This is a genomic window from Desulfosudis oleivorans Hxd3 (assembly GCF_000018405.1).
Classification (GTDB): Bacteria; Desulfobacterota; Desulfobacteria; order Desulfobacterales; family Desulfosudaceae; genus Desulfosudis; species Desulfosudis oleivorans.
The window spans coordinates 2,813,632-2,826,953 of the sequence record NC_009943.1 but is presented as its reverse complement, the minus strand read 5'-3'; the positions used below and the strand labels follow the sequence as shown (position 1 = coordinate 2,826,953).

At 55.4% G+C, this 13,322-nt stretch carries 15 protein-coding genes; 9 read left to right on the top strand and 6 right to left on the bottom strand.

Going from position 1 to position 13,322, the window contains the following annotated elements:
* Positions 1–110 precede the first annotated feature (110 nt).
* Positions 111–257, top strand: coding sequence for a hypothetical protein (locus tag DOLE_RS18235; protein WP_012175760.1), 147 nt, complete (start codon positions 111–113; stop codon positions 255–257).
* Here the strand turns inward: DOLE_RS18235 and DOLE_RS12030 are convergent.
* The 6 genes from DOLE_RS12030 to DOLE_RS12005 all read right to left on the bottom strand — a co-directional run bounded on the left by DOLE_RS12030 (position 245) and on the right by DOLE_RS12005 (position 4,360).
* On the bottom strand, positions 245–628 hold the full coding sequence (locus tag DOLE_RS12030) for a type II toxin-antitoxin system VapC family toxin (RefSeq protein WP_041280537.1): 384 nt from the start codon (positions 626–628) through the stop codon (positions 245–247). The genes DOLE_RS18235 and DOLE_RS12030 overlap by 13 nt on opposite strands.
* A 2-nt stretch (positions 629–630) precedes the next feature.
* Positions 631–864: a ribbon-helix-helix protein, CopG family gene (locus DOLE_RS12025; protein WP_012175758.1), complete on the bottom strand. Its 234-nt coding sequence runs from the start codon at positions 862–864 to the stop codon at positions 631–633.
* A gap of 53 nt (positions 865–917) precedes the next feature.
* Positions 918–1,250, bottom strand: a complete 333-nt coding sequence (locus DOLE_RS12020) for a cupin domain-containing protein (protein ID WP_012175757.1) — start codon at positions 1,248–1,250, stop codon at positions 918–920.
* A 102-nt stretch (positions 1,251–1,352) separates the two neighbouring features.
* Positions 1,353–1,910: an ORF6N domain-containing protein gene (locus DOLE_RS12015; RefSeq protein ID WP_012175756.1), complete on the bottom strand. Its 558-nt coding sequence runs from the start codon at positions 1,908–1,910 to the stop codon at positions 1,353–1,355.
* 426 nt (positions 1,911–2,336) lie between these two features.
* Positions 2,337–3,758: a transferase gene (locus DOLE_RS12010; protein ID WP_012175755.1), complete on the bottom strand. Its 1,422-nt coding sequence runs from the start codon at positions 3,756–3,758 to the stop codon at positions 2,337–2,339.
* On the bottom strand, positions 3,755–4,360 hold the full coding sequence (locus DOLE_RS12005; RefSeq protein ID WP_012175754.1) for a CBS domain-containing protein: 606 nt from the start codon (positions 4,358–4,360) through the stop codon (positions 3,755–3,757). The genes DOLE_RS12010 and DOLE_RS12005 overlap by 4 nt, the downstream gene beginning before the upstream one ends.
* Before the next feature lie 265 nt (positions 4,361–4,625).
* Here DOLE_RS12005 and DOLE_RS12000 point away from each other — a divergent pair, with 265 nt between their 5' ends.
* The 8 genes from DOLE_RS12000 (at position 4,626) to metF (ending at position 13,297) form a co-directional block, all read left to right on the top strand.
* On the top strand, positions 4,626–5,201 hold the full coding sequence (locus tag DOLE_RS12000) for a TetR/AcrR family transcriptional regulator (protein ID WP_012175753.1): 576 nt from the start codon (positions 4,626–4,628) through the stop codon (positions 5,199–5,201).
* A 200-nt stretch (positions 5,202–5,401) separates the two neighbouring features.
* Positions 5,402–7,513, top strand: coding sequence for a SulP family inorganic anion transporter (locus DOLE_RS11995; RefSeq protein ID WP_012175752.1), 2,112 nt, complete (start codon positions 5,402–5,404; stop codon positions 7,511–7,513).
* Between the two features lie 33 nt (positions 7,514–7,546).
* The gene (locus DOLE_RS11990; RefSeq protein ID WP_012175751.1) at positions 7,547–8,782 is read left to right on the top strand and encodes a response regulator; all 1,236 of its coding nucleotides are present in this window, start codon (positions 7,547–7,549) and stop codon (positions 8,780–8,782) included.
* A complete protein-coding gene (locus DOLE_RS11985; RefSeq protein WP_232362705.1) occupies positions 8,736–10,583 on the top strand; it encodes a sensor histidine kinase in 1,848 nt (615 codons plus the stop codon). The genes DOLE_RS11990 and DOLE_RS11985 overlap by 47 nt, the downstream gene beginning before the upstream one ends.
* Complete coding sequence (locus DOLE_RS11980) at positions 10,580–10,933, top strand: response regulator (protein ID WP_012175749.1); 354 nt, start codon at positions 10,580–10,582, stop codon at positions 10,931–10,933. The genes DOLE_RS11985 and DOLE_RS11980 overlap by 4 nt, the downstream gene beginning before the upstream one ends.
* Before the next feature lie 11 nt (positions 10,934–10,944).
* A complete protein-coding gene (locus tag DOLE_RS11975) occupies positions 10,945–11,613 on the top strand; it encodes an ATP-binding protein (RefSeq protein ID WP_012175748.1) in 669 nt (222 codons plus the stop codon).
* A gap of 62 nt (positions 11,614–11,675) precedes the next feature.
* Positions 11,676–12,104 carry a response regulator gene (locus tag DOLE_RS11970; RefSeq protein ID WP_012175747.1) on the top strand — a complete coding sequence of 143 codons (429 nt, stop codon included), beginning with the start codon at positions 11,676–11,678 and terminating at the stop codon, positions 12,102–12,104.
* Positions 12,105–12,418: 314 nt separating this feature from the next.
* Positions 12,419–13,297, top strand: coding sequence for a methylenetetrahydrofolate reductase [NAD(P)H] (gene metF / locus DOLE_RS11965; protein ID WP_012175746.1), 879 nt, complete (start codon positions 12,419–12,421; stop codon positions 13,295–13,297).
* Positions 13,298–13,322: the final 25 nt, after the last annotated feature.

Here is a 13,322-nt window from a genome sequence, read left to right as displayed (position 1 = left end):
ATGATTTCAATTTATTGTTTGGATGGTGATGCCTGTGCGGGCGTTGATTCGTTGCGGGACTTGGATAAATCGTTTTCTGCTCGATCCCGATCCCGATTTCGATTCGGATAATGAAAACAGGGAATGCCGTGACCCGGGGCCGCCGCCTGGTGGTGATGGTGGGCACCAAAAAGGCCCTGGCCATCAGCGTGAACAACAACCGGCCCAACCTGCGCTACACGCGGCTGCGCCAGCGGCTGGCGAATCATTTGGTGTAGGCCGGTTTGAGCCCTTTGAACATGGGATAGTGCCGGGTGTTGAGCGTTTTCAGCTCCGCGTTTTCGATTTTCGCGGTGGCGGCCAGGATCGCATCTGCAAGTCCCACGCCGTGTGATTTACCATAGTCCCTTCTGTAAAGCCCCCCGGCCTTGCCGATTTCGGCGCTGATAGGGACAACAGGGAAAAGCGAGAAAAAGTCTTTCAACGCGGCCTGCTCCGCTTCTCCCTTGACGCCGGCGTAAAGTTCCGCGATGACAATCGGCGACAGGATGATACGCGCATGATGGGTGTTGACAAACGCCCCGGCTTTTTCATGCCCCCGGAAAAAGTCAACAAGAACATCCGTGTCAACAAGAACGGGCCGTTCCATGATCAGTTCCTGTTCCATTCTTCACGAAGGGCGTCAAAATCGGGAAGGTCTGTCCGGTCTTTCCATATGCCGGCCGCCTGCCGCAACACCGACGCCCTGTGCCCGCCCCCGGTTTTGCCGATCAGGTTGTCAATGGCCTCTCGAATAAGCTCGCTCTGGTTTTTGCCGGCAACCTTGGCAATGGCGTTTAACTGATTGCGCTGTTTTTCCGTCAGGTAAATCTGGGTTCTTATCATGATGCACCTCTTGAGCCATATACACCACAACTATACACCAGTTGTCGTGCCTGTCAAGATCGGCTTTCTCTCCGGGAGAAAACAGCCAGCCACACGGTTTCTCCGGCCGGGTCGGTCCACTCCACCCGGTGCCTCACATGGGCCCTGATGTTGATCCAGTCTCCGGCCCTGAGTTCAACAATATCTTCCCGGCCCTCGAACCTGAGACCGGCGCTTCCCCTGACCACCAGGACAAACTCGTCTTCTTCCTGGTCGTACCAGAATCCCGGTGGAGAGGCGTGGCCCTTTGATACGATCCGTTCGATTTTAACGCTGTCCGTCTTCCACAGGGTCTCAAAGAACTCTTCGGCCAGATCGGGGGGGAGGTTGTCGAAAAGGGATGGCATATTTATACACCTGGTCGGCAGTTAACGCATGCGGGTAGCTGTGGCGGGGCTTGCCTGAGCGTAGCGAAAAGCAAACCGTGACATCAGCTACACCGCTTTGTTCTACGATATATTCTTTTTCTTTCGTTTAACTGGTTCTATAAAGCCAATCGATTGTTTCTTTCCCTTTGGGCTATCGATAAGTTTCCTTATTTCATGAACCAATTCAATTAAAATTTCGTCATGGTCGCTTACGCGTTTTTCTAATTCTATGAATTTCCTTGATAATTTTTCGTTTTTCAACGCCATCTCACGGAGCTTGATAAAAGTCCTGACGATAAAGACACTCATTTTATTCGCTTGGGATGAATTCAGAATATTTGCTGCTTGCAAGGCTCCGTGTTCAGTAAAAACTAATGGGAGTTTCCGTCGGCCGCCCCAAGTGGAACTTGATGTCGCAAATTGCGATTTCAAGTTTTCGAATTCCCCTTTGGTTAATTGGAACATAAAATCGTCTGGAAATTTATCAATGTTGCGACGAACTTGCTCGTTTAGGCGTCTGGTCTCTACGCCATATAGTGTCGCCAAATCGGAATCAAGTATAACTTTTTTTCCCCGGACAACTATAATAATATTTAATATTTTTTCTTCGGGGATAATATCTCCATGTTTTTTTGGCATAATTTATGTCCTCAAATGATTCATCGTAGAACATTAATATTATTGTGATTCTCGTTTCCGACCGAAAAAATATCCCCTGAGGCATTTAATATGATTGAAAATTGATTGTCAATATATAAAAAGTCAAACAAAATAAGGTCCTTGAGGCTCAGATGACAAACTGTTTATATCTTTTTTTAAAAAAACTTTGCTAAAAACGCTGAACAGGTTGGCTGAATATTAATAATTCTTAGTTATTTCAATTTATTGTTTGGCTTGTGATGCCTGTGCGGGCGTTGATCTGTTACGGGATTTGGAGAAATCGTTTTCTGCTCGATTTCGATACCGATCCCGATCCCGATAGCGATTTCGATTCGGATAATGAAAACAGGGAATGCCTTTTATGGTTTGGCATTCCCTGTCGAAGGGGCGATATGCAGGGCCGGGTCAGGGCCGGATGGTGATGGTCGGGAAGAGCCCTTTCAGGTCTCCTTCGGAATAGGGTTGCAGGGTGTTAAAGGAGATCTTTTGGTTGAACTGGGCGTGGCCCAGGCTGCAGGTGCCGTCGCAAAACGCGCCGTTGGCCTCCAGGATGTGCTGAATCCGATGCTCAAAGGCCTCCACAAAGGCCTTGCCGCTGCCTTCAAAAAAGAGGTCGCCCATGGAAAAGTGGTCGGACACGGCGGCAAACTCTTTGATGGAAATGGTGTTGGTTTTAATGTCGGCGGGACCGGTGATCATGCCCCAGGCCAGGTGGCCGTCGGGAATGGCCAGGGGCGTTTCCGCGTCAATGATGGTGTGGGGCATGATGATGCAGCCTTCGCCGATCTTGAGCTTGGTTTTGGGCCGGCCGTTGAGAAAGCTGTTGAACCCCACAAAGACGTTTTTGCCCAGCTCCGCGTCCAGAATCTTGGCGCCGTGGGCCGTCACGTTGTTGCCCTCCAGCCGGGAGTTCACGATATAGCAGTTCTCCTGGGCGTTGGCGCCCTTGCCCATCCACGCGTTGTCCAGAAAGGCCCGCTGGGCCACCAGCACGTTATCGCTGATGTGGGTGCCGCCCTTGACCAGGGCGTACCGGTCCACCGACGCTGTCTCCGGCACGGCCACGGGGTGTTCGATGTGGACCCGGTCAAAGATGTTCTGAAAATCCTCCTTGCACGCCTCGGCCACCTCCATGAAAATACCGGTGGGCGCCGACCCGGTGGTGTAGCTGATGTATTTTTCCAGCCGGCTCCGGTCGTACTGGTAGAAGAAGTTGAACGCGCCGGGGCTGCGCACCCAGATGGTGCCCGGCTTGATGCTCATGTGGCTGATTTCGCCGGCCTGCACATAGGAAAAGGCGCCGATGATGCAGTCCCGAAGGGTGGTGAGGTCAGCCGTGGCAAAGGGGCCGAGAAAACAGCCGTCGCAGGGCGAGCCGTGAATGTTGGCATAATGGGTGGAGATGGTGTCTTTGATGAAAAACCATTCCAGGGATTCCGGGTCGTGGGAGAAGTTGTGCACCAGGGTCTTGACCAGGAAGCTGTCTTCGATGTCGATGCCCTCGTCCCGGGTGATGGGGATTTCAAAATTCTGGAATTTAAAGACGTCTCCCTTTTTCTTGAGTTCGTCGCCCCGCACGTCGCTTTTGTAGACCAGGGAGCTGGCCACCCGGCATTTTCCCAGAAAATAGCTGCCGGCCAGGTTGGCGTGCTGGAACTGAAGGTCCAAGGGATGATAGTTGGAAATGCCGTAAAAGGCGTAAAATTTGTCCATCTGGCGTAACGGCACCAGGTTCTGAATCACCGGCGTGGCGTCGTAGTTGATCTCCCGCAGGTTGATATTGGCGCGCTGTATCAGTCTGTCCAGAAGGCGTTGCAGTTCTTTCATCCTGTTTCTCCTGAGGGCTTGTCGGTTGATGGAGCGCCGGCGGCTTCGTGATGACACTCTTCCATGGCGTGGAACACGGCGGCAAACACGTCGGACAGGCGGAGAATGCCCACGATGTCACCGTTGCCGGTCACCAGCAGGGAGAGATGGGCGCCGTAGACAAACTGGGGGATCACGCTTTCCAGGGTGACGTTTTCATCCACGTATTCACCGGGGGTGGTGGCTTTCATGAACTGCTCCACCTTCATGGCGGCGGGTGCGGCGCAGATGTTTTTCAGGCTGCGGCCGGCAAACCGTCTCCGGGCCTCCATGGCGCTGATAAACTGCGGCGTAAATCCGAACCGGTCCAACTGGCGGATGGTCTTGATTTCCCGGTTGTCAACATCAGCGCCAAGGGCGTGCAGCACGTTGAGCTGGCTGAGCTTGCCCACCACGTGATTATTGTCGTCCATCACCAGGATGGCCCGGTGCTGGTACTTGGAACGGTCGAAATTGAGCTGGGCCTCTTCCAGGGCCAGCACCGCCTCAAACAGGGTGGCGCCCACCGGCACGGTGGCATATTCCGAGATGGGCACCATCAGGTCTTTTACGATGTAGTTCATGTGCACTCCTGTGTTGATTGTGGAAAGACACCATACCATGTCAAAAAAAGCAGATCAATATCAAGAGAAGGTGACGCCGAGCGCACAATTTTTTCGGTTGGGCCGATCTGTTTCAGAAGGGGTCAAGGGGGCCAGGATTCAAGTGGCCAGGTAAAAAACAATAAAAAAAGCTTGACAGAAAAAACCCATGCGGGTAAAACTGACTTAACAGTCAGTCTGACTGATCCATCAGTCAGTTTTATTAAAAACGAAAAGAGATGGGTTGATGTCAAAAAAGCACGAGATTCTTGAAGTCGCCACGTTTCTGTTTGCCACAAAGGGGTTCAAGGAGACCTCCATGGGTGAGGTGGCGGCCATGAGCGACGTTGCCAGCGCCACGATTTTTTATCATTTTAAAACCAAAGAGGACCTGTTTCTGGCCGTGCTGAGCAGTGTAAAGGACGGCATTCTGGAGGAGTTTTCCCACTATTTCGGTGAAAAAGAGTTTACCGACGGTGCGGCCCGGCTGGAGGCGTCAGTGGCCTTTTACCTCTACCTGGCCGGCACCCGGCAGCCCTGGTTTCTGCTGCTGCATCGCTATTATCCTTACAAGCTGGCCGAGGAAAACGAGTTTTGCAGAACCCTGCTGGAGGAGATTTACAACTGTTTCGTGGACATTTTTGAAAAAGCCCTGGTCGAAGGGCAGGCCGACGGATCAGTGGGCAGCCTTTCACCCCGTAAAACCGCCCTGGTGCTGCTCTCCACGGTGGACGGCATTGTCCGGTTCAAGAACTGCAACCTGTATGATGCGGGAGCGCTTTATAATGAACTGATGTCCTTGATTGGTCGCATGGTAAAATAAAATATTGATGGCTTCGTAAAAAGCCCAATATCTGCGTTGCGCTGCACCCCTCGTCACTGCGACGTACGACAAGTACGCCTCATTCCTCGGGATTTGCGACGCCTTGATCTTGAACTTTTTACTTTGCCATCGCAAATAGACTTTTTACGGGTTTATAAAATATTGGAACAGAAATTCATGTAAAGGAAAAGGTGCGGCTTATGATCAACGCGATTTTCCCCTTTATGGCCTGGCTGCGGGGCTATAACCTGGACAAATTCAAGGTGGACGGCATTTCCGGACTCACCGTGGCCCTGGTGCTGATTCCCCAGTCCATGGCCTATGCCCAGCTGGCGGGCATGCCCTCCTACTACGGTCTGTACGCCTCTTTTCTGCCCCCCCTGGTCGCGGCCCTGTTCGGTTCCAGCCGGCAGCTGGCCACCGGTCCGGTGGCCGTGGTATCGCTGATGACATCCGCCTCCCTTGAGCCTTTGGCCACGGCGGGCAGTGAGGGCTATATCGCCTATGCCATCATGCTGGCCCTGATGGTGGGGATTTTTCAGTTCTCCCTGGGCGTGCTGCGGCTGGGCCTGGTGGTCAATTTTCTGTCCCACCCGGTGGTCAACGGTTTTACCAATGCCGCGGCCATCATTATTGCCTCGTCCCAGTTTTCCAAGCTGTTCGGTGTGGACGTGGACAAGGCGGCCCACCATTACGAAACCATCATTCGCGTGGTGGAGGCGGCGATCCACTATACCCACTGGCCCACATTTTTCATGGGGGCACTGGCCTTTGCCATCATGGTGATATTGAAAAGGATCAACCCCAGAATTCCCAATGTGCTGGTGGCCGTGGCCGTTACCACGATCATGGCCTGGGCCATGGGGTTTGAGCACAACACCACCGTCACCCTGGATGCGATTCAGGCCCCGGAGGTGCATGAAACAGCCACGGCCTACAACGGCTGTATCGATCAGATTCGGGCTATCGTGGAAGAGCGTACCGCTGCCATGAAGCACCTGGATGAAGCCAAAACCGCCCATGACGCCATGTCCGTGATGGCGGCCGAGCACGACCTGCGCGTGGCAAACTACAAGATCGACCAGCTCAAGGAAGAGGCCCACCTTTACCGCGATGAGCTGCGGTCCAAACTGTTTGTGGCCGATGCATCGGGATCTGTTTTTTACCTGAATGACCCGGCGGCCCAGAACCTTTCCGGCCGTACCTGGCGGATCAAGTTGCGCGCGGCGGCACTGAACCCCGACAGCATTACCATGAGCGGCGGCGGGGCCGTGGTGGGTGTGGTGCCCAAGGGACTGCCGGCCATGTCGATTCCAAAAATCGACATGAAAATCATGCTTCACCTGTTTCCCTATGCGGCCATCATCTCCCTTCTGGGGTTCATGGAGGCCATCTCCATTGCCAAGGCCATGGCCGCCAAGACCGGCCAGCGGCTGGACCCCAACCAGGAGCTCATCGGCCAGGGCCTGGCCAACATGATCGGCGCGGCCGGCAAGAGCTATCCCGTGTCCGGGTCGTTTTCCCGGTCCGCCGTCAACCTTCAGGCCGGCGCGGTCACCGGTCTGTCCAGCGCGTTTACGTCGCTGGCCGTGGTGATCGTGCTGCTCTTTTTCACGCCCCTTCTCTACCACCTGCCCCAGGCTGTTCTGGCCGCGGTGATCATGATGGCGGTGATCGGCCTGGTCAATGTCAGCGGTTTTATTCATGCATGGAAGGCCCAGTGGTATGACGGGGCCATCTCCATCATCTCCTTTATCTGCACCCTGGCCTTTGCCCCCCACCTGGACCGGGGCATCATGGTGGGGGTGGCGCTTTCCCTGGGCGTCTTTCTTTATAAAAGCATGCGGCCCACGGTGGCCTCCCTTTCCCGCAAAGAGGATGACGCGTTCCGGGCCGCCATGGTCCACGGCCTGCAGAAATGCAAGTACATCGACCTGGTGCGGTTTGACGGCCCCCTGTTTTTCGCCAATGCCAGCTACCTGGAAGACAAGATCAACGACCGGATGATGCAACGCAAGGACCTGCGCCATATCGTGATCGCGGCCAACGCCATCAACGACATCGACGCTTCGGGTGAAGAGACACTCTCCCTGCTTATTGACAATGTTCGCAGCGCGGGTGTAAAAATTTCCTTCAGTGGGGTGAACGAGTCGGTGATGCGGGTGCTGGAGCGGACCCACCTGCTGGCCAGGATCGGCCCGGAGAACATCTATCCCACCATGGAAAAAGCGGTGTGCGCCATTCATGCCGACGCTCACCAGAACGCGGATGAACCCGACTGCCCGCTGATGACGGTCTGCCGGATTGCATAATGAAATAAACCTATAGGAAAAAGGATACATATCATGTCAACGTTAGCGATTTTCAGCGCCACCTTCTGCAACGCAGAGGCCGTTATTGAGGCCTGCCGGGAGCGCACCGGCCACCGGCTGGTTACCGATGACGCCCTGGTAGCAGACGCGGCCCGTCTGTCCGGACTTTCGGAAAAAAAGATCGAAAACGCCTTTGCCGCCAAGGCATCGGTGTTCAACCCGTTTACCCATGAAAAGGAGCGGGCCGTTGCCTACCTGCGCCTGGCCCTGGCCGATCTGCTGGACGCGGACAACCTGATTGTTTCAGGATTTGCCAGCCTGCTGATTCCGCCGGACATCACCCATGTGCTGCGGGTTTGCCTGGTGGCGGACGCAAAGTTCCGGGTGGAGACGGTCCGGCAGCAGAAAAAGATGTCTGAAAAAGACGCGGCCGCCCTGATTCGAAAACACACGGAACAGGCAGCAACCTGGGTCAAGGCCGCCAAGGGGGATGAGGACCCCTGGCAGTCGGAGCTTTATGACATGGTGGTGCCCATGGACAAAACCGCTCCGGAACAGGCGGCCGAGTTGATTGTACAACACCTGGGCGCCGATGTGGTCCAGCCCACCACCCGGTCCCGCCAGGCAGTGGCCGATTTCCAGCTGGCGGCCCGGGCCGGCGAGGTGCTGGCAAAGGCCGGACACAACGTCTCCACCCATGCCAGGGACGGCAAAGTGACCATCACCATTAATAAACATGTGCTGATGCTCGCCCGCCTGGAGGAGGAGTTGAAAGCCCTGGTGGAGAAGGTGCCCGACGTCAAAGGCGTGGAAACCAGGGTAGGGGAAAACTTTTACCAGACCGATATTTATCGCAAGTACGATTTTCAAATGCCTTCCAAGGTGCTGCTGGTGGACGACGAGCGCGAGTTTGTGCAGACCCTGTCCGAGCGGCTGATCATGCGGGATATGGGATCGGCCGTGGCCTATGACGGCGAGTCGGCCCTGAACATGGTGGCCGAGGAGGAGCCCGAAGTGATGATCCTGGACCTGAAGATGCCGGGTATCGACGGTATCGAGGTGCTGCGCAAGGTCAAGGCCACCCGGCCGGACATCGAGGTGATCATTCTTACCGGCCATGGCTCCGAGGCCGACAAAAAGGTGTGCATGGAACTGGGGGCTTTTGCCTACCTGCATAAGCCGGTGGATATTGACGTACTCAGCGATACCCTGAAACAGGCCAATGAAAAGGTTCAGCAGCGCAAGCTGGCGACCGGCGGGAACGCCTGATGAGTGCTTTCGAATTGATCCCGAACAGGGGGACGGCGTGAAACTGGACTCCATGAAGCGATCCATTAAATTGTTTCTTCCCGCTTTCCGGCGGCAGCAGGACCCTTCCCAGGGCCGTCTCTACCGGTATATGTTTAATTACGGCCGGCTCTGGAAATCGGCGGTGATGCTGACCGGGCTCTGCGCCATTATTCCCCTGCTGCTGGTCACCTGGGTGGATTACAACGTCACGCAGAGGGCCGTGGAGTCGGAAAGCCTGGCCCGGACCTCCCGCACCGTTTCCAATGCCAAGCGGACCATCGCGGCCTTTCTGGCCAAGCGAAAGGCGTCTCTGGTCTATATTGTGCATGACAACACCTATGACCGGCTGCTGGATTCCGGGCGTCTTTCCACCATCCTGGAAAACCTGCGCCTGTCCATCGGCGGGGTCACGGATATCGGGGTGATCGATGGCGTCGGCCAGCAGGTGGCCTACAGCGGGCCCTACTCACTGGAGGGCCGGGACTACAGCGACCAGCAGTGGTTCGAAGAGGCCATGGACCGCGGGTTTTTTATCAGCGAAGTTTTCATGGGGTTTCGAAACGCCCCCCATTTTGTCATTGCCGTGCGTTACGAGGCCCCGGACCGCAGCTTTTTTGTCCTTCGCATCTCCATCGATACCGGCCGCCTGAACGAACAGCTGTCCGGCTTTGAACTCAGCGACCAGGGCAATGCCTTTATCATCAACACGAAAGGGGTTCTGCAGACCCCCTCCCGCGGTCATGAGAAAATATTTGAAAAGATCAATTTCCCGGTTCCCGTCTATTCGGACAAGACCGAGGTGGTCCAGTACCACACAACCGCCGAGGGCGACTACATCCTGGGGTATGCCTATATTCCGGACAGCCCGTTCATATTGATGATCGTGAACAAGACCGGCGAACTCATGCGGTCGTGGCACCGGACCCGCATTGAAATGCTGGCCTACCTGCTGGGCGGTATCGTCATCGTGCTGATTGCGGTGACCGGGTTTGCCACCTATTTTGTCAATCGCATTTATGTGGCCGACCAGCGGCGCATCCGCAGCCTGCACCAGGTGGAGTACGCCAACAAGCTGGCCTCCATCGGCCGGCTGGCCGCCGGCGTGGCCCATGAAATCAACAACCCCCTGGCTGTGATCAATGAAAAGGCCGGTCTTATCAAGGATATTTTTCAACTGACGGACCGGTATGCAGGGGATGAAAAACTGCTGGGCCTGGTGGATGCCATCAATGAATCGGTGGCCCGTTGCGGCCGGATCACCAAGCAGCTGCTCAGTTTTGCCCGTCACATGGATTTCAGCGTACAGCCGGTGGACATTCGGGCGGTGATTTCCGACGTGGTGGGTTTTCTGGGCAAAGAGGCCGAGTACCGAAATATCGCCATCACCATTGACGTGCCGCCGGATATTCCGCAGTTTGAAACCGACCGGGGCAAGTTGCAGCAGATTCTGCTAAACCTTATCAACAACGCCTTTGCCGCCCTGTCGGAAGGTGGCGCTCTGACCATAACGGCGAACCGCGTAAACGGCAAGACCCTTCGCATTCGGATCAATGATACCGGCTGCGGTATTTCAGACAAGGATCTCAAACGGATTTTTGAGCCCTTTTTCTCCACCAAGACCAGCACCGGCGGCACCGGCCTGGGACTTTCCATCACCTATTCACTGGTTCAGGAACTGGGTGGCGTCATTGATGTGGAGAGCGAGGTCGGTGTGGGAACGCAGTTCACCATTACACTGCCGTTGATGCCTCCGGCCAGAAACAAAGGAGAGACGACATGAAACTGCTCCTGGTTGACGATGAAAAGGATTTTGTGGCCACCCTGGCCGAACGCCTGGCCCTGCGGAATATCGAGGCTGACTGGGCCACCAGCGCAAAGGAGGCCGAAGACCTGATCCAGACCACCCATTATGACCTGGTGGTGCTGGATATAAAGATGCCCCAGATGGGGGGGCGCCAGTTGAAGCAGATCATAGAAAAGCGGCTGCCCGGGGTTAAGACCATCTACCTGACCGGTCACGGGTCTGAAGAGGATTACCGGGCCGGCGTGGTCGAGGCGGAGTATTACCTGCTCAAGCCCATCAACATCGATGATCTGATCGCCAAGATCAACCAGGCGTTGTCCAGGTAAGGAGGCAAACCATGGAACACAAACCACTGCCGCAGGATACGGGGCTGGCCTTTTATTCAAAGGTTTCCGCGTCCATCTCTCACGAATTGAAGAACGCCCTGGCCGTGATCAACGAGAGCGCCGGGTTTCTGGAAGATGTCACCCTGATGGTGCAGAAAGGGATTCCCCTGGATCCCGGGCGGCTGAGCACGCTGGCCGGAACCGTTTTGAAACAGGTGCAGCGGTCCAATACCATTATAAAGAACATGAACCGCCTGGCCCACAGCCTGGATGAAAAACAGGCCGTGGTCGATATTGCCTCCCTGCTGGAACTGATGCTGCACGTGTCGGAGCGCAATGCCGTCAGCCGGGGGGTAAAGATCACCGGCACCTTTCCGGAAGCACCGGTATCCATTACCACTCACCCGTTTTTTCTGGAAACCCTGGTCTGGCTGCTGCTGGAGCTTTCCATGGAGACCTGCGGCGATGCCCGGGCCGTCAACGTTGCGGTGACCGGAACCGGCGCCGGCGCCGGAATGACGTTTTCCGGGCTTGAGGCACTGACCGGCGCCGGCGCTGACGCGTTTCTCGCGGGCCGGTCAGGCCCCCTGCTGGAGGCACTGGGCGCGAATCTGGAGATCATTGAGGGAAAAGGTCGGTTTGTTCTGAGCCTGCCGGCTGCTTTTTCCGTGGATAGGTAAAAAAACCGCCGGACCTGTCGTAAAGTGTCCGGCATTCTTAAATCGATATGAGGAGGCATGCCATGTCTGACAAGGTTTTGATCGTGGATGATGAAAAGGATTTTTTAGACCTTATTTCCGAACGCCTGAAGGCCCGGGACGTGGACGTGTCAACCGCCACGCGGGGAGAGGACGCCGTTTCGCTGATTGACAAGGAGTCCTATGACGCGGTGGTGCTGGACCTTCAGATGCCGGGAATGGACGGACTTGAGGCCCTCAAGCGGATCAAGGAGAAAAACCCGGACGTTCAGGTGATCCTGCTCACCGGCCATGCCACGGTGGAAAAGGGCGTGGAGGCCATGAAGCTGGGCGCCATGGACCTGATCGAAAAACCGGCGGACCTGCCCACTATCATCGACCGGATCAAACGGGCCAAGGCCGAGAAAATCATCCTGGTGGAGAAAAAGAGCCAGGAACGCATTCAGGACATTCTGACCCGCAAGGCCTGGTAAACAGGCCGGCCGATGAAGGCACATCAAAATCGCTGTCGAACCCGGGGGTGAACCAACAATGGTCTTCGCTTTCGACAGCGTTTCTGCTTCCGATGTCGGAGAACTAAAGTGTTTTCTGCTGGTCCACCCATAAGGGGGGCAGGTGATTTTCTCCATGAAGGACGCTGACTTGCGTCTGTTCCTGTGAAATCCCCGCGACAATTCGGTTGACTTTGCGTTGTAAGTGCCTATAATCTTATAAAGTATGTTTATTTGAGAGCCTGCCGGGTTCCCAAACGGACCGGCAGGCTGTTTTACGATTGAAGGGAGCAATAATGCGGGTTGAGCAGGTTTATGAGAAGAGAAAAGGTCCGGTTGTTTCATTTGAATTTTTTCCGCCCCGGGATGAAAAAGCCCAGGGCACGTTTGACGCGGTGATAGACGAACTGACGCCGCTGAAACCCGACTACCTGTCGGTCACCTTTGGCGCGGGCGGTTCCACAAAAGACGGTTCCTACCAGACGGTCAAGCACCTGACCGCTGATGCCAACCTGCCGGTGGTGGCCTATGTGGCCGGCTACGGCCTGAGCCCGGACACCATTGTGAATGTGCTGGACAGGTACCGGGCCATCGGCATTGAAACCATTTTTGTTATTCGGGGGGATCAGCCCCGGGAGCCCGATTTTGTTTCCCACCCGGAGAGCTTCATGTATGCCTCGGACCTGATCGCCTTTATCGCTGAGCAGTACGATTTTTCCCTGGGATGCGCCGGCTATCCGGAAGGGCACCTTCAGGCGGAAAGCCTTGAAAAAGATATTGAATATCTCAAGCTGAAAGTGGACAACGGGGCCCGTTACGTGGTGACCCAGTATTTCTACGACAATACCTTTTATTTTGATTACGTGGAAAAATGCCGGGCCGCCGGCATCACGGTGCCCATCATTCCGGGCATCATGCCGGTTTATACCCTCAAGATGACCCGCATGCTGTCAAAGGTGTGCGGTTCTTCCATTCCCGCGTCCATGGAAACGGCCCTGGCCGATCTGGCTGACGCGCCGGCTGACAGGGTGGTGGATTTCGGTATTGAAAAGGCCGTGGAACAATGCCGGGGCCTGCTTGAACAGGGGGTGCCGGGGCTCCATTTTTACACCATGGACCGCAGCCGGTCCACACGGGAAATTCTCACCCGGCTGCGCAATGAAGGCCTGATGTAGTATCTGTTTGAAAGGGGAAGGCAGT

Excerpts from the sequence above, each read along its gene's own strand:
- DOLE_RS11975 (WP_012175748.1), top strand. The coding sequence starts at position 10,945 with ATGGAACACAAACCACTGCCGCAGGATACGGGGCTGGCCTTTTATTCA.
- DOLE_RS11985 (WP_232362705.1), top strand. The coding sequence starts at position 8,736 with ATGAAAAGGTTCAGCAGCGCAAGCTGGCGACCGGCGGGAACGCCTGAT.
- DOLE_RS12020 (WP_012175757.1), bottom strand. The coding sequence starts at position 1,250 with ATGCCATCCCTTTTCGACAACCTCCCCCCCGATCTGGCCGAAGAGTTC.
- DOLE_RS12015 (WP_012175756.1), bottom strand. The coding sequence starts at position 1,910 with ATGCCAAAAAAACATGGAGATATTATCCCCGAAGAAAAAATATTAAAT.
- DOLE_RS11995 (WP_012175752.1), top strand. The coding sequence starts at position 5,402 with ATGATCAACGCGATTTTCCCCTTTATGGCCTGGCTGCGGGGCTATAAC.
- DOLE_RS12025 (WP_012175758.1), bottom strand. The coding sequence starts at position 864 with ATGATAAGAACCCAGATTTACCTGACGGAAAAACAGCGCAATCAGTTA.
- DOLE_RS11970 (WP_012175747.1), top strand. The coding sequence starts at position 11,676 with ATGTCTGACAAGGTTTTGATCGTGGATGATGAAAAGGATTTTTTAGAC.
- metF (WP_012175746.1), top strand. The coding sequence starts at position 12,419 with ATGCGGGTTGAGCAGGTTTATGAGAAGAGAAAAGGTCCGGTTGTTTCA.
- DOLE_RS12000 (WP_012175753.1), top strand. The coding sequence starts at position 4,626 with ATGTCAAAAAAGCACGAGATTCTTGAAGTCGCCACGTTTCTGTTTGCC.
- DOLE_RS12005 (WP_012175754.1), bottom strand. The coding sequence starts at position 4,360 with ATGAACTACATCGTAAAAGACCTGATGGTGCCCATCTCGGAATATGCC.
- DOLE_RS18235 (WP_012175760.1), top strand. The coding sequence starts at position 111 with ATGAAAACAGGGAATGCCGTGACCCGGGGCCGCCGCCTGGTGGTGATG.
- DOLE_RS12010 (WP_012175755.1), bottom strand. The coding sequence starts at position 3,758 with ATGAAAGAACTGCAACGCCTTCTGGACAGACTGATACAGCGCGCCAAT.
- DOLE_RS12030 (WP_041280537.1), bottom strand. The coding sequence starts at position 628 with ATGGAACGGCCCGTTCTTGTTGACACGGATGTTCTTGTTGACTTTTTC.
- DOLE_RS11990 (WP_012175751.1), top strand. The coding sequence starts at position 7,547 with ATGTCAACGTTAGCGATTTTCAGCGCCACCTTCTGCAACGCAGAGGCC.
- DOLE_RS11980 (WP_012175749.1), top strand. The coding sequence starts at position 10,580 with ATGAAACTGCTCCTGGTTGACGATGAAAAGGATTTTGTGGCCACCCTG.